The sequence below is a fragment of the Luteimonas aestuarii genome (assembly GCF_004357985.1).
Lineage (GTDB): Bacteria > Pseudomonadota > Gammaproteobacteria > Xanthomonadales > Xanthomonadaceae > Luteimonas > Luteimonas aestuarii.
On the sequence record NZ_SMTF01000010.1, the window covers coordinates 20417 to 39094 of the forward strand.

The window sequence follows — 18678 nt, forward strand, 5'->3', positions numbered from 1 at the left end:
TTAAAAAGCGGTTGGGCGCGGCCGGTACCGCCTGCGGGCGTTGACCTGCCGGAGATGGCCTTCCCCGTCATCCCCGCGCAGGCCGGGGTGAAGTCGGATTGCTTGCGAGCCATCGGCCCGCATCCGGGCGAACGCCCGAGCGCTGTGCGCCAGGGCCGGTGGTCGAAAACCCATGGACGCCGGGCGGGAACGACGGCACGCCATGCCCGGACGCAGCGCTGATCCGGGCGGAACATCGATTCCCCAGAAGATTCATAGACTTGGACGCGCAGGCATCGGGCCTTCTCCCTCGCACAGCAACCAGCGTTCGGTCCGGTTGGCCGTCGATGGCCAACCGCAGCCGTCCACCCGGCCTGCGCGGGAACGACTACTGCCGCAGGTCGCGGATCGCCACCGGCGCCGCGTGGCCCGGCGTCGCCCGCCACGGATTGATGTCCAGCCCGCCGCGGCGGGTGTAGCGCGCTTCCACCGACAGCCGCTCCGGGCGGCAGCGTGCCAGCAGGTCCACGAACATGCGTTCGACGCACTGCTCGTGGAACCCGGCGTGGTCGCGGAACGACACCACGTAGCGCAGCAGGCCCTCGCGATCGATCCGCGGCCCGCGATAGGCGATGCGCACGCCGGCCCAGTCGGGCTGGCCGGTGACCGGGCAGTTCGACTTCAGCAGGTCGCTGCGCAAGGTTTCCTCGACCACGTGGCCGTCTTCGGCGCGCAGCAGGCCGGCATCGGGCGGACCGTAGTGGTCGATGTCGACCTCCAGCGCGTCGATGCAGGTGGCGTCGTTCGCTTCGCCGTCGGTGAACGGCGGCAGGCCGAATGCAACCTCCACGACCGCACCCGTGGCCTGCGACAAATCCGCCGCGATGCGGCTGCGCACCGCATCGGCCTCGTCGAAGCGCGTGCCGTTGAGCGAGTTGAGGTAGAGCTTCAGCGACTTGGATTCGACCAGGTGCGGCGTGGTCGCCGGCACGGTGATGGTGGCGGTCTCGACCACCGGCTTGCCGCGACCGTCCAGCCAGGACAGCTCATAGGCATGCCAGCGGTCGTGGCCGATGAACGGCAGCGCCGCGTCCGCACCAATCCCGGTCTCGGCGCGCGCGGGAGCGCGCGGGATCGGGAACAGCAGCGCAGGGTCGTAATGCGCGGGATACGCGACCTCGCGGCCGAGCAGGGAGTCTTCTGGGGTGGGCATGGGGGCATTCTAGGGCGTGGGGTGTTCGGTTGGCGGCAAGGTGGCTGCCAAGCGCCGCACGTCACTCCCTTCCGCACTGAACCGCAATGCCATGCGGCAGAACGTGACATGAGGTGCTCGTCAACACTGATGATGCGTCATCCCCGCGAAGGCGGGGACCCAAGGACGTTGCTTTCGCATCCCGTTGCCAGAGCAACAGCAAAGGCTTCCGCCTTTCGGCAGGTTACTTTTCTTTGCTTGCCCACTGCGAATCGAACGGCGAAGCCGGTCAAGAAAAGTAACCAAAAGAAAGGGCCCTTCCCTGACGGAGCTAACGATCGGGCGGAGAGTACGTCGGGATTTTCCGACTCGCCACAGAGCTGCTCTTTGGGCGCGTTCATGTTGTCACGCGTTGCGACGCGTTCATCCTAGTTGAGCTGGAAGACAACGTTTGGCGCGGCTCGGTCGGAAAACGCCGCACTTTGTCTGCTTCGCAGCCAAAGGCCGGCCCGCGCCAGCGGCGCGGGCGTTCGTCGGTGCGCGAGCCAGTGGCTCGCAAGCGCACCTCCTCACCCATGTGCGGCGCCCTACGGGTCTGGAAAATTCGGTCGCAGTTCCCCAGAAGAGTTTGGGAGCCGTCATCCCGGCGCAAGCCGGGACCCAGCATCTTCGCCGCATTGGAGTGAAGTGCAAAAGCACTACGTCCCGGCTTGACCAGACATTCGCCTGTTGAAAGTTGCCGGGATGACGAAGCTCAAGCTTCTGATCTACGACCAGCTGAAACGTTGCTTGTAGACCCGGAGGGCGCCCGGCATGGACGCCGGGCGTTTTTCGACAGGACATGGATGTCCTGTCGAAAAATCCCGTCGAGACACGCATGGCCGGTGAGCTCCGTCGGGGAAAGGCCCTTCTCTTTGGTGACTTTCTCTTGGGCCAGCAAGAGAAAGTTACCCGGCCGCGAAGCGGGCGGAACGCTTCGCATCTCCCGGAAAAGCAGAAGGCAGGACCTGACCGGCTCAAAGGTCGACTCTGACCCCCTGTTTTGCTCGTGTTTTGTTTAGGGCTCACGTACGTCACGGTGACCTACCGATACCAATCTGAGTTTCTCGGCAAGATCCGACAAAGGAATCCGCAAGCTCAGATGCCTCAGTGGTCCAAGCATATGCGGCTAAGGTTCCACTGTTTCTATTCCATTCAACTCTGCAGCGAAGGCCGACGCGATCTAGGTTTTCATCAGCGACAAAGAACCCATCACGATGTCCTCTGGAGATTTTGAGTGGCTGATCGTTGTTGTTCATGCTGCTGCATCCGCCAAGAACGGACTGGATGAAAATTAATTCACTTGCCTCATCGACTTTCGCGTGAAACTGAGCGCGCCGTGCTTCGCATGCAATGAAGTAAGGGGCCGTTACATCGCCGCGAGCGCAGCCACTGATTGCGGCTGCAATGATGGCGAACATAGTCAACAGTCGATAGTTCATCTGAATAGTTAGACTAATGAGGTGGGTGGGGTGAGCCCTAACACCTGAACTAAGCCGCGCCGCGAAGCGGCATTGGCTTGAATGAATTGTTAGAGGTCTTTGCCATGAAAATCAGGTGGGGGCCTTGTACCAACTGTAATCTCCAACTGACCTTTCATGAGGCCCACTTGGTCAGACTCATAAAGAGGTAAACCGGCCGCGTGGAAAGCTTGCAGCAGAGTTTGACGCTCCTCCGAAGTGCCGCCCTTCACAGAAAGTCCAACGGCCCTAGCGTAACCGCTAAAGTACTTTGTCTTGATCCCGGCGGCGGAAAGAGCAGCCTCTAAGTCGCCCCGAAACATGGTCGCTTCTGGATCGTCACCAACCCAGGCTAGCCACGGCTCTATTGACTTATCGGAGAGTGCAGTCGCCAACTTTTTGGCTTGAGTCGGTGTGACACGTCGCCATGACATGACTGACTTGAGGCGCTCTTGCTCTAGCAACGCCTGAGCAGTTTCAGCTTTTGCTTTCGCCGTCTCTGCCTCATTGGCCGTAATGCGCTCGTCGGCAAACTTTTCGCGAACGCCACCGCTCCAAACTGCACCGACGGTACCTACTAACGCCAGCATTGCGCCTAGTACAATGAGCAAGTTTGACCACGAATAGATAGCGTCAGCGGCCTGCGGAATGATGTTAAACATTGAGCGTTTCCACCAGTTTGCGATCACGGTCGGAAAGACCTCTAACGCCTGAATTAAGCCGAGCCGCGAAGCGGCTTCGGCTTGAATGAATTGTTAGCTCTCTGTGCGACTCTGCTGCACATAATTGATGAAGGCTGAGCATGTAACAAGCATGAACTGTGCGTCCGCGTGTACGACACTGTCCTTGTCGAGCAACGCGTGCCTGACACCGCCCTGATCTGATGTGTATCCGTATAGACTGCTGAATGCGGATTTCAACGCAGGATGCAGGTTGCCTGAATCTTCGAGTTGCTTGAGCATCTGCCCCAGAGTTCCCTTGTCTGAGCCAAGGCGGAGCGAAACAAGGCTCTCGACCGCTGATATCGACTCCTTTACTGAATTGCGATAGTCAGGGCTCTCCCGCGACGTTAGCAAGTCAAGAGCTCTATCTAGGTGCGCCCTGACTGGAGAGGGCGACGAGCTGATGGCTCTTTCGACTTCAGCAATCTCAGATGGCTCTGTGATTGATGCGATCGACCCACCAACAAATCTGTATGCGGATGACTCTCGCTCCAGAATTATGTTGCACGCAGAAGCAAATGTTTCGCCGAACTTGTACTTATCGTAGTTGTCGTGAACGAACTCTAGAAAGTCATAGACCTCATACCACTGGCAACCGAAGAAGTATTTTCGAAGCTGCTCGTGTACTTTCGACCAATGATCAGACAACTGGTCTATTGGCTTCTTGAAGTAGCTGTGCCACAGCTTTAAGCAGAGCGCATTTATGTCCCGATTCTCGGAACTGCGCATATTCCAGTTTTGGCCAGGATTCTTGACGTGATTCCAGACGCGCAGCGTTAGCACGTTCCACAAGCCGTTCCGCAATTCCTCGTCGATTGACTCGATTTGGATGCGGTCGCGTACTGGGCGGTACCCATGTCTTTCCGAGAATCGCAATTCTGTCTCCAGAGGGCTAACGCCAATTAGCTTCCGGTTTCGGCAAAATAATCCATCACCACCTGCAACATCGCCCGAAACCCCACGTCCAGCGACCCCTCGTCCAGATAGAACTCCGGCGAATGATTGCTCGGCGCCGTCTTCGGGTCCGTGCCCTGCGGCGTGGCACCGACGAAGAAATACATCCCCGGCACCTCGCGCGCGAAGAACGAGAAATCCTCGGCGCCGGTGATCAGCCCCGGATCGACCACGTTGCCGGCGCCCACGGCCGCTTCCAGGCTGGGCAGCATGCGCGCGGTGAGCTCGGGGTCGTTGGCGGTGACCGGGTAGTTGTGGCTCAGCGGGATGGTCGCCTCGATGGCGGCGCCGTGCGCGGCGGCGACGTGTTCGGACACGTTGCGCAGGTCGGCGAAGATGGCCTTGCGCATGTCGTCGTCGAAGGTGCGGATGGTGCCGATCAGCTCCACCGAGTCGGGGATGATGTTGTGGCGGATGCCGCCCTTCACCGCGCCGAAGGTGACGATGGCCGGCAGCTTGGTGATGTCGGTGCGGCGGCTGACGATGGTCTGCGCGGTGGTGACCAGGTCCGCCGCGGCGACGATGGGGTCCACGCCGTTCCACGGCCGCGAGCCGTGGGTCTGGCGGCCGTTGACGGTGATCTCGAAACTGTCGGACGCCGCCATCATCGGCCCGGGGCGCACGGCGACCTGGCCGACGTTCATGGTCGAGCCGACGTGCAGGCCGAACACGGCGTCGGGGCGGAAGTCGTCGAACACGCCCTGCGCCAGCATTTCCTTGGCGCCGCCGACCTCGCCTTCGGGCACGCCTTCCTCGGCCGGCTGGAACAGGAACATCACCTCGCCCGCCAGCTCGTCCTGCATGGCGACCAGCGCTTCGGCCAGGCCCATCAGGATGGCGACGTGCGCGTCGTGGCCGCAGGCGTGCATCACGCCAACGGTCTCGCCGCGGAAGGTGGTGGTGGCCTTCGATGCGAACGGCACGTCGACGCGTTCGGTGACCGGCAGTGCGTCCATGTCGGCGCGCAGTGCGATGCGCGGACCGGGCTTGCCGCCCTTGAGCACCGCGGTCACGCCGGTGGTGGCGATGCCGGTCTTGGGTTCCAACCCGAGCGACCGCAGGTGGTCGGCGACCAGCGCGGCAGTGCGCGTCTCGCGGTTGCCGAGTTCGGGGTGCTGGTGGATGTCGCGGCGCCACTCCACCACCTTGGCCTGCAGCGCGCGCGCGGCCTCGGCGACTTCCGGGCGTTGCGCGTCCTGTGCGTGGGCCGGCAGGCAGCAGGCGGCGGCGATGGCGAGCGAAAGCAGCGTGGCGATGCGTGGCATGGTGGTCTCCCCGGTGATGGGGCGATCTTAGCGCGCATGCCGGAACGAGGCGGGCGATGGCGCTTACCCGGGCGAATTCGTGATCCACCAGCGTGTCGCGAACCGGGATCTGGATGCGCGGATCGTACGTGTGCATTGGCGACACGAGGAGGCCGTCTTGCCCACGACTGCAAAGCGAACGGCGAAGCCGGTCAGGCGCGCACCCGTGGATGTGAAGTCGCGCAGCACGGACGCCCTTGGGCCCCCGCCTGCGTGGGGCGCGCGCGTGTGTCAGGCAATGCAGCGCCCTGCCGCCGCGCTTTGCTCGCGCCTACGACGCCGGGCCTTGCAGGAAATCCAGCGTCGCCTGCAGCAGTGCGCGCAGGCCGACATCCAGTGCGGCTTCGTCGGGTGCGTACTGCGGTGAATGGTTGATCGGCGCGGTGAGCGGATCGGTGCCCGCCGGCGTGGTGCCGACGAAGAAGTAGAACCCGGGCGCGACGTTGGCGAACTCGGAGAAATCCTCGGCGATGGTGTAGCGCGGCACCTCCACCACGTTGCCCTCGCCCACCGCGCGTACCAATGACGGGCGCAAGCGTTCGGTCAGTGCCGGCTCGTTGCGCGTCACCGGTGCGTTCATGTCGACGTTGAGCGTCGCGGTGGCGCCACTGGCGGCGGCGAAGTGCTCGGCGGTGCTGCGGAAGCGGTCGATCACGTCCTGGCGCACGTCCATGTCGAAGGTGCGCAGGGTGCCGACCATCGTCGCCGTGTCGGGGATGATGTTGAAACGCAGGCCGCTGTTGATCTGGCCCGCGGTCAGCACCACCGGGTGCGCGGTGATGTCCACCTGCCGCGCGATGATCGATTGCGCGCCCAGCAGCACCTGCGCGGCGACGGTGATCGGGTCCACGCCCGCCCACGGCTGCGAACCGTGCGTCTGTTTGCCGGTGATCTCCAGCGTCCATTCGTCGGCGCTGGCCATGAACGGACCGGCGCGCACGCCGACCTGTCCCGCATTGAGCCGCGACCACACGTGCAGGCCCAGCACGGCATCGGGCTTGAAGTCGTCGAACACGCCTTCGTCGAGCATGCGCTTCGCGCCGGCCACCTCACCGGGCACCGGCGGGCCTTCCTCGGCCGGCTGGAACACGAACATCACTTCGCCCGGCAGTTCGTCGCGCATCGAGGCCAGCGCCTCGGCCACGCCCATCAGGATGGCCACGTGCATGTCATGGCCGCAGGCGTGCATCACGCCCACCGGCTGGCCGCGGTACTCGCTGCGCACGGTGGACGCGAACGGCAGGCCGGTCTGCTCGGTCACCGGCAGCGCATCCATGTCGGCGCGCAGCGCGATGCGCGGGCCGGGCTTGCCGCCCTTCAGCACCGCGGTGACGCCCGTGACCGCGATCCCGGTGCGCGGCTCCATGCCCAGCGCACGCAGGTGGTCGGCGACGACCTGCGCCGTGCGCACCTCGTGGTTGCCCAGCTCCGGATGCTGGTGCAGGTCGCGACGCCATTCGACCACCTTGTCCTGCAGGGCTGCAGTGACCGGCAGCGCGTCGGCGGCGTGGGCGGTCGCTCCGGCGGAGGCGCAGGCGAACGCGCCGGCGATGGCGAGGCAGGTGGTCAGGCGCATGGGCATCTCCCGTCGTAATGACGCCAGCGTAGCCCAGGCAACGCACCGGGATACCGGCTGGACGGGGCATTCGGCATCGACAAGCAAGCAAAGGTATCTTCTGAATCCCCGGCAGGCGGCTTTGATCGGCCCCCGGAATGCGCACACTGGCGGGGCGATACCGGGAGGGCGGATGCGCAGCAAACTGTTCGTGCCGGGCATCCGTCCGGAACTGTTCGCCAAGGCCTGTGCGGGCGAAGCCGATGCGGTGTCCTTCGATCTGGAGGACGCGGTGCCGCCCGCGCGCAAGGCCGAGGCGCGCCGCGCCGTCGCCGCCTTCCTGTCTGCGCAGCCGCGACCGGCGCAGGGCAAAGACGTCGTGGTGCGCGTCAACCCGGTGGGCACGGCCGAGTTCGAGGACGATCTGGCGACCCTGCTGCCGCTGCCCGTGGACCTGCTGAACCTGCCGCGCGTGGAGTCGGCCGAAACGGTGCATGCCGCGGTCGCGGCGATCGAACGCCATGCGTCGGCGCAAGGCCACGCCACGCCGCTGCGCCTGCTGGTCAATATCGAAACGCCCCGGGGCCTGCGCCGCGCGGCCGGCATTGCGGGGGCGCATCCGCGGATCGCCGGGCTGCAGCTGGGGCTGGGCGATCTGTTCGAACCGCATGGCATCCGTCGCAACGAACAGGCGCATGTCCGCATGGCGATGTTCCAGGTGGCGATGGCCGCGGCGGAAGCGGGCGTGTTCGCGTGTGATGGCGCGCACCCCGACTACACCGACGATGCCGGCTTCGTGCAGGAGGCCAGGATGTCGCGCGCGCTCGGCTTCGCCGGCAAGAGCTGCATCCATCCGCGCCAGGTGTCGTGGGCGAACGCGGCGTTCGCGCCGACCGCGGAAGAACTGGACTGGGCGCGCCGCGTGATCGACGCGGCGGCCGTTGCGGACGCGCAAGGCAAGACCGTGTTCAGTGTCGATGGCCGGATGGTCGATCCCCCTTACTTGCGGCGTGCGCAACGCCTGCTGGCGGATGCGGGAGAGCGGGCGTGAGCTTGCGTGGCGGACGCGTCGGGCTGCGGCGCGCCGGCGTGCGATGGCTGGCGTTGGGGTGGCTGCTGCTGGCGGTTTCGCTACCGGCCTGGGCCGAGGGGTTGGTCTCGGTGCATGAGCAGGCGTTGCCGGCATTGCCGGCGGGCGCGGATCCGCTGCGCCTGCAGGTGGTGGCGGAGCGGGTGGTGGTTCGCGGCAGCGGCGGCGCCTGGGTGCTGGATGCCGCCGGCACGGCGTGGCGCGACGCGACGATGCCGGACGACACGGGGTTGCAGGCGGTCGCCAGCACCGACAGCGGCGCGCAGGCCTGGCAGCTGTGGAGCGATGATGCCGGGCTGCAGCGCATCGATGCGTTGGCATGGCAGGGCGACGTGTTGCAGGCGACGCCGATGGGCGTGCCTCCGGTTGCGTTGCATGACGCGCGCGCGGCCGTGCTGTCGGGCGCGCTGTTCGTTGCCGGGCTGGACGCGGCCGGGCGCACCCAACTGTGGTCATGGCCGCTGGGCTCCGCGCGCGCCACCTGGACGGCCCATGGTGGCTGGCCCGGCGACGAGGCCCCTGCCGTGCTGGTGGCACAGAAGTTCGCGCTGTACGTCGCCACGCAGGGCGGCGGGCTGTGGCAGTGGAACGCCACCGACGGCTGGCAATCGCAAGGCCCGTTGCCGGCGGCATTGGCAACGGACGCAGCCCGCGCGATCGGACAGGCACACGTGCTGTTCCTGCTGCAGGGCGCGAACGGCCGCGAACCGCGCCTGTTCCACACCATCACCGGATCGTGGGCGCCGCTGCCGGCGACCCTCCCGTCCGATGCCGGTGCGCTGGTGCCGCGGGGCAATGGCTGGCTGTGGAGCGGCGGCGATGGCGGCGTGCACGAGGCACGCATCGAATCCGGCAAGCACCTGCTGGCGTGGCTGGACTGGCTGGTGATCGTGGTCTACCTGGCCGGCGTGATGGGCATCGGCGTGTACTTCTATCGCAAGGACCAGACCGCATCGGGCGCGGATTTCTTCGTCGGCGGCCGCAGCATTCCGTTCTGGGTGGCGGGCGTGAGCCTGTACGCCACCAACACCAGCTCGATCAGTTTCATCGCCATTCCCGCCAAGGCCTACGAGAGCAACTGGCAATACATGACCAACAACCTGGTCGCCGTGCTGGGCCTGATGTTCGTGGCGGTGTGGATCGTGCCGCTGCTGCGGCGGCTGGACCTGATGAGCGTGTTCTCCTACCTGGAGACGCGCTTCCACCCCGCCATCCGCATGCTGGCCAGCGCGCTGGCCATCGCCATGCAGGTCGGCAGCCGCCTGAGCGTGATCCTGTTCCTGCCGGCGCTGGCCATCGCCACCATCACCGGCATCGACGTGGTGTGGAGCATCCTGATCATGGGCGGGTTCACCATCGCCTACACCGCGATGGGCGGCATGCGCGCGGTGGTGTGGACCGATTTCGTGCAGGTGTTCGTGAAGATGGGCGGCGCGCTGTTCGCGATCGGCTTCATCCTGTGGTCGCTGGGCGGCGATTTCGACAGCGTGCGCGAGGCCGTGGTGGACCAGCGCAAGACCCAGCTGCTGGATTTCAGCTTCGACCTGACCAAGGCCACGGTGTGGGGGTTCATCTTCCTCGTGGTGTTCGACGTGGTGCTGACCTTCCCCAAGGACCAGGTGTTGATGCAGCGCACGCTGTCCACGCGCTCGGACAAGGAAGCGGGACGCTCGATCTGGATCTTCGCGGCGATGATGATCCCGGGCGGTTTCATCTTCTACGGCATCGGCACGGCGCTGTGGATGTACTACCGCAACAACCCGGAACGGCTGGACCCGTTGCTGCCGATCGACGCCACCTTCCCCCTGTTCATCGCCGCCGAACTGCCGATGGGCGTGACCGGGCTGATCATCGCCGGCATCTTCGCCGCGGCGATGTCCACGCTGTCGAGCATCATCAACAGCGTGGCCACGCTGCTTTCGGTGGACTTCTACGGCAAGCTGGCGCGCAACCCCACGGACAAGGGCGGCGTGCGCTTCGCCGAGTGGATGACGGTGCTGGTGGGGCTGGTGGGCATCGGCCTGGCGCTGCTGCTGTCGCGCTACGACATCCACTCGCTGTTCGACGTGTCGATCGAACTGGCCGGGCTGCTGGGCGGCGGCTTCGCGGGTGCCTACACGCTGGGCATGTTCACCCGCCGCGCCAATTCCGCGGGCGTGGCCATCGGGGTCGCGGGCGCCATCGCGCTGACCCTGCTGGCCTGGTCGTTCGACCTGGTCCACCCGTACTTCTACCTGGGCATCTCGATCATGCTGTGCATCGTGATCGGATACCTCGCCAGCCTGTGCTTCCCGCCGCCGGACCGGTCGCTGGAAGGGCTGACGATCCACGACCGGGTGAAGGCGCGGGCCTGACCGGCCACGACTTGCGGCACGCGCGCGGCGCCTGCCGCGATGCTGTCATCATGCACCGGAGCCCGCCCGTCGCGGGCGCACGGGCTTCGCTTCCCGGGTAGCGCAGGCAGCCAGCGTGGACACGCAGTTCCTCAACACCTTCCTCCAGGTCGCCGATCGCGGGTCGATGGCCGCGGCCGCGCGCCACCTCAACATCACCCCGGCCGCGGTGGCGCAGCAGATCCGCACGCTGGAACGCGAACTGGGCGTGCCGCTGATCGCGCGTGCCGGCCGCACGGTCAGCGTGACCGAGGAAGGCGCGCGCATCCTGCAGCGCACGCGCGAGGTGTTGCGCGACGTCGCCGACCTGCGCAGCATCGCCAACGATCGCGCGGTCTCCGGCGAATTGCGCCTGGGCGCCTGCCCCACCGCGCTGGCGGGCATGCTGCCCGACGTGCTGGCGGGCATGGTGCGCAAGTTCCCGCTGATCAACGTGTTCATCAAGCCCGGCTATTCGGCGGAGCTCTACGCCGACGTGGAAAGCGGCGAACTGGATGCCGCCATCGTGCTGCAGGCGCCCTTCGCCCTGCCCAAGACCTGCAACTGGGAAGTCCTGCGCGAGGAACCGCTGGTGGTGCTGGCGCCGGAACGCCTGGCCCATTGCGATCCGCACGACCTGCTGCGCGACGAGCCGCTGATCCGCTACGACCGCCACCAGTGGGGCGGCCGGCAGGCGGACGAGTACCTGCGGCGTGTGGGCATCGTGCCGCGCGAGCGCTTCGAGTTGAATGCACTCAATGCCATCGCGGTGATGGTGGACCGGGGCCTTGGCGTGTCGCTGGTGCCCGACTGGGCCGAGCCCTGGCCGGCGGGCGTGCGGGTGGCACGACTGCCTTTGCCGGAACCCTCCGAGCCGCGGCGCATGGGCATCGTCTGGTCCAGCACCAGCGTCCGCGGGCGGCTCACGCTCGCGCTGCGCGAGGAGTGCCGCCACGTCACCCGCCGCCAGCGTGGCGGGAGCGATCCGCACCACTGAGCACGGCTGCTGCAGCGCAACATACTTTTGCTCGCATCGTAAGCAATAAAAACTAGCGTCTGAACATAGCGGGCGACAGTTCATTCGCCTGCGGTCGACGCATAGTCTTCCGGTCAATGTCGCACGGCGTATCGCGTCGCATGGCAGCACGGGGACGGCAGTGGAAGAGGAAGTGCCGGCCCACGGACGACAAAAACAACATCCGGCGCCAGGCACCGGACCAATCAATGGGGCCATCCATGATCAAGCCACTTTCCGCCGCGATCGGCATCGCGCTCGCGTCCATGCTGACTGCCACCGGCGCGTTCGCGCAGCAGGCAGACGAGGAACAGGGCAGCGAGGCCGCCCGGCTCGACCGCGTCATCGTCACCGGCACGCGTGCACCCAAGGCGGTGGACAAGATCCCCGGCGCCATCTCCGTTGTTTCCACCGAAGACATCAGGCACACGCTTTCGCTGACCGAGGACGCGACCGCGGTGCTGGCGCGCACCGTGCCCGGCTATTCGGAAGCGTCGCAGGCCATGAGCAACACCGGCGAGAACCTGCGCGGGCGCATTGCCTTGCGCCTGTTCGACGGCGTGCCGCAGGGATCGCCGTTGCGCGAGGGCACCCGCAATGCCACGTTCACCGACATGGGCATCGTCGACCGGATCGAAGTCATCAACGGTCCTTCCGCGTCCGAGGGCGTCGGCGCCGCAGGCGGCATCATCAACTACATTTCCGCCACGCCCACGCAGGAAGGCAGCCAGTTCCGCCTGCTGACGCGCTACTCGACGCAGTTCAAGGACGACAGCGCGGGATGGAAGGTCGGCGTGAATTTCATGCACAAGCAGGACAACTTCGATGCGGTGGTGGGTGCATCGCGGATCGATCGCGGAATGGGTTACGACGGCAACGGCGTGCGGCTCGGCATGAATACCAGCGGCTCGGTCAACGACTCGGTGGCCAACAACCTGTTCATGAAGTTCGGCTTCAACTTCGGCGAGATGGGGGAGAAGCGCCTGCAGGCCAGCTACAGCGACTTCAAGATCGAAGGCAACGGCAACTACATCCAGGTCGATGGCTGCCGGTACGAACCCGGCTTTTGCGAGGATCCGCGCCCGAACACCTCGGAGCGCGGCAACCTGTTCGGCACCAAGGCCGAGTTCAATGATTTCCGCCAGGTCAACGTGATCTACAGCGATGGCGACTTCCTTGCCGGCACCCTGGTGCTCAACGCGTATTGGGCCGACCAGGCGATGCGCTATCCGCCGGAGGACGGCGATGACCGCCAGGATCCGCTGATCCCGCCGAACGGCCCCAATGGCCGCATCTGGGACCAGTCCGAAATCCGCTCGGACAAGCGTGGCCTGCGCGCGTCATGGACGCGTCCGGAACTGTTCGGCGTGGATGGACTCGAGCTGCACACCGGCATCGACTGGGTACAGGACACCGCCGACCAGCGCCTGGCACTGACCGACCGCCTGTGGGTGCCGCCGATGGAATACACCAGCCTGGCGCCGTACGTGCAGCTGAGCTACGACATCGGGCCGGTGACCGTGAGTGGCGGCGTGCGCCGCGAGGACGGTGAGCTGCACGTGGACTCGTACACCACCACATGGTTCCGCAACCGCGTGTTCGTCGAGGGTGGCACGCTGTCCTACACCGACACCATGAAGAACCTCGGCGCGGTCTGGCAGATCAGTCCGGAATGGTCGGCATTCGTTGCCTACGGCGAAGGCTTCGGCCTGCCGAACGTAGGCATCCCGCTGCGCAACATCAACATCCCGGGTCAAAGCGTCGACGGCATCCTCGACCTGCAGCCGATCATCGTGGACAACCGCGAGGTCGGCGTGAACTGGCGCGGGCGCTCGGCCTCCTTCGGCGCGTCCTATTACGACTCGAAGGCCGATTTCGGCACGTCGCTGGCGGTCGATCCGGTGACCAACGACTTCGTGCTCAATCGCGCACCGACCCGCATCAAGGGCTTCGAGGCCACCGGCGAATGGAACGTCAATGCCGACTGGCGGCTGACGGCGGTGTACGCCCGCACGCGCGGCAAGACCTCGTTCTGGACCGCCGACACGCTGGGGCGCTATCCGGCTGGCGGGCTGAACCGGCCGATGGGTGCGCTGGACGTCAATCCGGACAAGCTGGTGCTGTCCGCGCGCTGGCGGTTCTCCGACCAGGGCGACGTGACCCTGGGTTCGACCACGCTGATGTCGCGCGAACTGTCCGGCAGCGACTTCCGCGACTTCGATGACCGAACTTTCAGCTACAGCGAGCGCACCGATGGCTATACGCTGTTCGACCTGGGCGTGAACTATCGCGTGGAGAACGTCGGCCGCTTCTCGCTGGGCGTCGAGAACCTGCTCGACAAGCAGTACATCCTGACCTGGTCGCAGGTACCCGGTTTCCGCAACTACTGGGCCGGCCGTGGCCGCATGTACTCGGTGACCTACGAGTACACGTTCTGAGCAGGCATCGTCGGGCGCGACCACGAATCCGCGCCCATCTGCCGCGGAGGGCCGATCGCCGGGGCCGTCCGGTTTCCTGCGGCAGGCAGTGACGATCCGGTGTCGCGTGGAGGGCAACAGTGAATCTGCATCGTGATGTCTGGCGGGGAGGGTTGCTTGCCCTGTGCATCGCGGTGTCACCCGTTACCGCGGCGCCCGGGCATGCACCTCTCCCGCATCCCGGGTCGCCGCTTTTCGACGCACGGGCGTGGTTGCAGCACGAGGTGTTGGCGGCAGGCTATCCGGGTGCGCGACTGTTGGTCGTGCAGGATGGCGCAGCGGTCGTTGACGAGACGGTTGGATACGCCGACCTGGCCCGCACGCAGCCGCTCGCGCCTGACGCGATCTACCGCATCTACTCGATGACGAAGCCGGTGGTGTCGGCGGCTGCCTTGCGCCTGGTCGGCGAAGGCCACGCCACCCTGGACGATCCGCTCGCGCTGCATCTCCCGCAGTTCGCCGGGCAGCAGGTGCTGGAGGCCGGCGGTCAGCCGCGCATGCCGGTGCGGGCGGTGACGATCCGCCACCTGCTTACGCACACCGCGGGTTTCCCGGTGGCCGGTGATGGCGAGGCGATGCGACTGCGCGAATCGGCAGGTCCCGAACAGGCGACAAGCCTGGCGGAATACGTCGATCGACTGCGCGGCGTGCCGTTGGCCCGCGATCCCGGCAGCCGCTTCACCTACGACAGCATGGCGACCGAAGTGCTGGGCCGTCTGGTCGAAGTCTGGAGCGGCCAGTCGCTTGAGGACTACCTCGGCGATGCCTTCTTCGCGCCCCTCGCCATGGTGGACACCGGCTTCGAAGTGCCGGTCGCGCAGCGCCACCGGATCGTCGAGCTGGGTGTCATGGGCGATTCGGGCGCGCTGGTGCCGGCCGACGAGGCGCACGTGCGCGACCCCGGGACACGCATCCGCGCCTACACGGGCGCCGCGGGTGGACTGTACTCGACGGCATCCGATTACCTGGCGTTCGCGCGCATGCTGCTGGCACGGGGCGAAGCCGGCGGTCGCACCTTCGTGCAAGCCGACCTGGTCGATGGCATGTTCCGCGACCAGCTCGCTGCCATGGCGCTCGAGCGTCCCTTCGTCGATGACTCGCCGGGACGCGGCTTCGGGCTCGGGTTGTCGGTGCTGGTCGATCCCGCCGCACTTGGTCGCGCCGGACGGGCCGGACAGGCGGGGTGGAGTGGCGCGGCATCGACGTACTTCGTCATCGATCCCGCCACCAGGACCGTGGCGCTACTGATGTTGCAGCACCTGCCGAACGGCCGTGCCGATGACCTGCCGCGCGTTGCCACGGCCTTCTACAACCACGTCCAGCAGGCGGTCGCGCCATGACCGCGGGACGGGTGCTGGTGGCGGGCTCCGCCAACCTGGACTACGTGGTGCGCGCCAGGGCGATCCCTTCGCCGGGTGAAACCGTGCTGGGGCATGCATTCCGCACCTTCCCGGGCGGCAAGGGCGCCAACCAGGCCGTGGCCGCCGCGCGCGCCGGTGGCGCCGACGTGGGCATGCTGGTCGCGCTGGGCGACGATCCGGCCGCGCGCGTGCTGGAGGACTCGCTGCGCGACGCGGGCGTTGCGCTGGATGTCCGCCGCCAGCGCGACCTGCCGACGGGTGTGGCCTTCATCTGCATCTCCGATGACGCCGAGAATGCGATCACGGTTGCGCCGGGCGCCAACGACGCACTGTCCGCGACGGACCTGCCGGCGCTGGATGGCGTGGATTGCCTGTTGCTGCAGCTGGAAACGCCGCTGCCGACGGTGCTGGCGTACGCGCAGTCGGCGCGCGCGGCCGGCGTGACCGTCATGTTGAATGCGGCCCCGGCGCAGGTGCTGCCCAATGCGCTGCTGCAATCGGTCGACGTGCTGGTGGCCAACGAGGGCGAGATCGCGCTGCTCTCCGGCATCGAAGGCGACGTCCGCGCCGCCATGGACGCGCTGCCGGTCGCGACCATCGTGGTCACGCTGGGCGATGCGGGTGCCATTGCGCGCGATGCCAGCGGCACGTACCTGCAGCCGGCGTTCGTCATCGATGCCATCGACACCACCGCGGCAGGCGACACCTTCTGTGGCGTGCTGGCGGCCGCACTGGCGCGTGGCGCGGCGTTGTCCGCGGCATTGCGCGAGGCCTCGGCGGCATCGGCGCTGGCCTGTACGACGCTGGGTGCACAATCGAGCATCCCGCAGCGCCCGCAGGTGCGCGCAGTGCTCGCCCGGCCCGACGTGGCGGACACCCTGCAGGCCTTGGCCAGGCTGACGGCAAGCTACGGCGAGCCCCGGGACTCCGCAGACGAGAATCGCAGAACGCAATGACCAATCGCTACGACATCATCGACGACGACACGCCCGACCGCGGCCCGCCGCCGCTGCGCACGGAATACAAGTTCTCGCACGTCACCACCGGGCGCTACCTGCCCGTGCCGGGCAAGGCGCCGGGCTGGCCGTTCGCCGACATCGGCGAGTGGATGATCGATGCCAATGCCAGCGCCGACGACTGGCTGGCCGAGCTGCGCGACTGGCGCCGCGAGCACCTGGTGCGCATCGGCTACGACGACACCCAGTACCGCCGCCCGGAACTGCAGTGGGCGCAGCGAAATTTCGTGCATGCGCAGATGATGGTCGAGGACCGCTACTTCTTCGATGTCGAGACCGGCGAGTACACGGTCGATCGCTACCTCGACGACCTGGAGCAGCGCTTCGGCGGGCTGGACTCGGTGCTGATCTGGTACATCTACCCGAACATCGGTATCGACGACCGCAACCAGTTCGACCTCGCGCACGACCTGCCCGGTGGCCTCGACGGCCTGAAGCGTGCGGTCGACGCGTTCCACCGCCGTGGCGTGAAGGTGTTCCTGCCCGCCAAGCCCTGGGACCACGGCACGCGCGACCCCGGCACCACGCACTGGGACGGCCTGGCGGAGATCGTCGAGGCGGTGGGCGCCGACGGCATCAACGGCGATACCTTCAACGGCGTGCCGCGCGCGTTCTTCGATGCCTGCGACCGGCTCGGCCACCCGGTGGTGGTGCAGCCCGAGTCCACCATCAGCGCCGAGGAACAGCTGATCTGGAACGTGCAGAGCTGGGGCAAGAAGGCGCCCGACGGACCGGTGCCGCCGGTGTCGAAGTGGAAGTGGCTCGAACCACGGCACATGGTGAACTACGAGAACCGATGGGGCCGCGACCGCACCCACGACCTGCAGTACTGCTTCCTCAACGGCATCGGCTACAACGCCTGGGAAAACATCTGGGGCATCTGGAACCAGTTCACGCCGCGCAACGCCGAAGCGCTGCGCCGGATCGCGACGATCTACCGCGCGTTCCCGGCGCTGGTGGTCAGCATGGACTGGGCGCCGTACCAGCAAAGCCTGCAGCGCAGCGTGTTCATCAGCCGCTTCCCCGGCGACGACACGGTGCTGTGGACGCTGGCCAACCGCAACGAATACAACGTCGACGGCGAGCAGTTCGCCATCGAACACGTCGAAGGCACGCGGTACTACGACGCATGGAACGGTCGCGCGCTGTCGCCGCGGGTGGTCGACGGCCAGGCCTTGGTGGAACTGTCGCTGGAGGCGCGTGGCTTCGGTGCGGTGCTGGCGCTGTCGCCGGGTGCGGACGACAGCGGGCTCGATGCCTTCCTCGCCACCGTCGCCGAGGGGGCGAAGACGCCGATCAATGCGTATTCCGGCGAATGGCGCGCCTTGCCGCAGCAGATCGTCGACGTGGCACCGACGACGCCACGTGCCGATGCGCCCGAAGGCATGGTGAGCGTGCCGGCCGGCGAGTTCCTGTTCAAGGTCGGCGGCATCGAGATCGAAGGCTTCAACTGGGCCGGCGTGGACGTGCAGTACCCGTGGGAGGACGTGCCGCGCCGCCATCATTACAAGCGCATGCAGGTGCCGGCGTTCCACATCGACCGCCATCCGGTGACCAACGCGCAATTCAAACGCTTCATCGATGCGACCGGCTACGCGCCGCGCGATGCCGCCAACTTCCTGCGCCAATGGATCGACGGTGCGCCGCGCCCGGGCTGGGACAACAAGCCGGTGACCTGGGTGGCGCTGGAGGATGCGCGTGCCTATGCGCAGTGGGCGGGCAAGCGCCTGCCGCGCGAGTGGGAATGGCAGTACGCGGCGCAGGGCCACGATGGCCGGCGCTATCCGTGGGGCAACGACTGGGATGCGTCGCGCGTGCCGCAGGCCAATCGCGGCCGCCGCCTGCTGCCGCCGGACGATGTGGGTGCGCATCCGCAGGGCGCTTCGCCGTTCGGCGTCGAAGACCTGGTCGGCAACGTCTGGCAATGGACCGACGAATTCGTCGACGAGCACACGCGCGCCGCGATCCTGCGCGGCGGCAGCAGCTACCAGCCGCAGACCTCGCACTGGTACTTTCCGCAGGCCTACCGCCTCGACCAGCACGGCAAGTACCTGCTGATGGCACCGTGCAAGGACCGCGCCGGCACGGTCGGCTTCCGCTGCGCGGTCGATGCCGCCTGAGCCGTGGTGCGCAAGGTGCCGA

Annotated in this window: 13 protein-coding genes; 7 read left to right on the forward strand and 6 right to left on the reverse strand. The window is 66.6% G+C overall.

Features of this window, described 5'->3' with window-relative positions; all coding sequences use genetic code 11:
- Positions 1 to 367: 367 nt before the first annotated feature.
- From queF to E2F46_RS11970, 6 genes are all read right to left on the reverse strand, one after another.
- The gene (gene queF, locus E2F46_RS11945) at positions 368 to 1192 is read right to left on the reverse strand and encodes an NADPH-dependent 7-cyano-7-deazaguanine reductase QueF (RefSeq protein WP_133322322.1); all 825 of its coding nucleotides are present in this window, start codon (positions 1190 to 1192) and stop codon (positions 368 to 370) included.
- Between the two features lie 1052 nt (positions 1193 to 2244).
- Positions 2245 to 2652, reverse strand: a complete 408-nt coding sequence (locus tag E2F46_RS11950) for a hypothetical protein (RefSeq protein ID WP_133322324.1) — start codon at positions 2650 to 2652, stop codon at positions 2245 to 2247.
- Between the two features lie 89 nt (positions 2653 to 2741).
- Complete coding sequence (locus tag E2F46_RS11955) at positions 2742 to 3332, reverse strand: hypothetical protein (RefSeq protein ID WP_133322326.1); 591 nt, start codon at positions 3330 to 3332, stop codon at positions 2742 to 2744.
- A gap of 93 nt (positions 3333 to 3425) precedes the next feature.
- Complete coding sequence (locus E2F46_RS11960) at positions 3426 to 4268, reverse strand: AbiJ-NTD4 domain-containing protein (RefSeq protein ID WP_133322328.1); 843 nt, start codon at positions 4266 to 4268, stop codon at positions 3426 to 3428.
- 26 nt (positions 4269 to 4294) lie between these two features.
- Positions 4295 to 5611: an amidohydrolase gene (locus E2F46_RS11965; protein ID WP_133322330.1), complete on the reverse strand. Its 1317-nt coding sequence runs from the start codon at positions 5609 to 5611 to the stop codon at positions 4295 to 4297.
- Between the two features lie 310 nt (positions 5612 to 5921).
- Positions 5922 to 7226, reverse strand: coding sequence for an amidohydrolase (locus E2F46_RS11970; RefSeq protein WP_243720404.1), 1305 nt, complete (start codon positions 7224 to 7226; stop codon positions 5922 to 5924).
- A gap of 172 nt (positions 7227 to 7398) precedes the next feature.
- On the opposite strand from E2F46_RS11970, the gene E2F46_RS11975 reads away from it, so the two are divergent.
- The 7 genes from E2F46_RS11975 (at position 7399) to E2F46_RS12005 (ending at position 18656) form a co-directional block, all read left to right on the forward strand.
- On the forward strand, positions 7399 to 8256 hold the full coding sequence (locus tag E2F46_RS11975) for an HpcH/HpaI aldolase/citrate lyase family protein (RefSeq protein ID WP_133322334.1): 858 nt from the start codon (positions 7399 to 7401) through the stop codon (positions 8254 to 8256).
- The gene (locus tag E2F46_RS11980; RefSeq protein ID WP_133322336.1) at positions 8253 to 10649 is read left to right on the forward strand and encodes a sodium:solute symporter; all 2397 of its coding nucleotides are present in this window, start codon (positions 8253 to 8255) and stop codon (positions 10647 to 10649) included. Before E2F46_RS11975 ends, E2F46_RS11980 begins: the two co-directional genes overlap by 4 nt.
- Before the next feature lie 115 nt (positions 10650 to 10764).
- Positions 10765 to 11664, forward strand: coding sequence for a LysR family transcriptional regulator (locus E2F46_RS11985; protein WP_133322338.1), 900 nt, complete (start codon positions 10765 to 10767; stop codon positions 11662 to 11664).
- Positions 11665 to 11903: 239 nt separating this feature from the next.
- A complete protein-coding gene (locus tag E2F46_RS11990) occupies positions 11904 to 14120 on the forward strand; it encodes a TonB-dependent receptor (protein WP_133322340.1) in 2217 nt (738 codons plus the stop codon).
- A 266-nt stretch (positions 14121 to 14386) separates the two neighbouring features.
- On the forward strand, positions 14387 to 15499 hold the full coding sequence (locus E2F46_RS11995) for a serine hydrolase domain-containing protein (RefSeq protein WP_165967450.1): 1113 nt from the start codon (positions 14387 to 14389) through the stop codon (positions 15497 to 15499).
- On the forward strand, positions 15496 to 16476 hold the full coding sequence (locus E2F46_RS12000) for a ribokinase (RefSeq protein WP_133322344.1): 981 nt from the start codon (positions 15496 to 15498) through the stop codon (positions 16474 to 16476). The genes E2F46_RS11995 and E2F46_RS12000 overlap by 4 nt, the downstream gene beginning before the upstream one ends.
- Positions 16473 to 18656, forward strand: a complete 2184-nt coding sequence (locus tag E2F46_RS12005; protein ID WP_133322346.1) for a formylglycine-generating enzyme family protein — start codon at positions 16473 to 16475, stop codon at positions 18654 to 18656. The genes E2F46_RS12000 and E2F46_RS12005 overlap by 4 nt, the downstream gene beginning before the upstream one ends.
- Positions 18657 to 18678 lie beyond the last annotated feature (22 nt).

Excerpts from the sequence above, each read along its gene's own strand:
- queF (WP_133322322.1), bottom strand. The coding sequence starts at position 1,192 with ATGCCCACCCCAGAAGACTCCCTGCTCGGCCGCGAGGTCGCGTATCCC.
- E2F46_RS11950 (WP_133322324.1), bottom strand. The coding sequence starts at position 2,652 with ATGAACTATCGACTGTTGACTATGTTCGCCATCATTGCAGCCGCAATC.
- E2F46_RS11955 (WP_133322326.1), bottom strand. The coding sequence starts at position 3,332 with ATGTTTAACATCATTCCGCAGGCCGCTGACGCTATCTATTCGTGGTCA.
- E2F46_RS11965 (WP_133322330.1), bottom strand. The coding sequence starts at position 5,611 with ATGCCACGCATCGCCACGCTGCTTTCGCTCGCCATCGCCGCCGCCTGC.
- E2F46_RS11970 (WP_243720404.1), bottom strand. The coding sequence starts at position 7,226 with ATGCGCCTGACCACCTGCCTCGCCATCGCCGGCGCGTTCGCCTGCGCC.
- E2F46_RS11975 (WP_133322334.1), top strand. The coding sequence starts at position 7,399 with ATGCGCAGCAAACTGTTCGTGCCGGGCATCCGTCCGGAACTGTTCGCC.
- E2F46_RS11990 (WP_133322340.1), top strand. The coding sequence starts at position 11,904 with ATGATCAAGCCACTTTCCGCCGCGATCGGCATCGCGCTCGCGTCCATG.
- E2F46_RS12000 (WP_133322344.1), top strand. The coding sequence starts at position 15,496 with ATGACCGCGGGACGGGTGCTGGTGGCGGGCTCCGCCAACCTGGACTAC.
- E2F46_RS12005 (WP_133322346.1), top strand. The coding sequence starts at position 16,473 with ATGACCAATCGCTACGACATCATCGACGACGACACGCCCGACCGCGGC.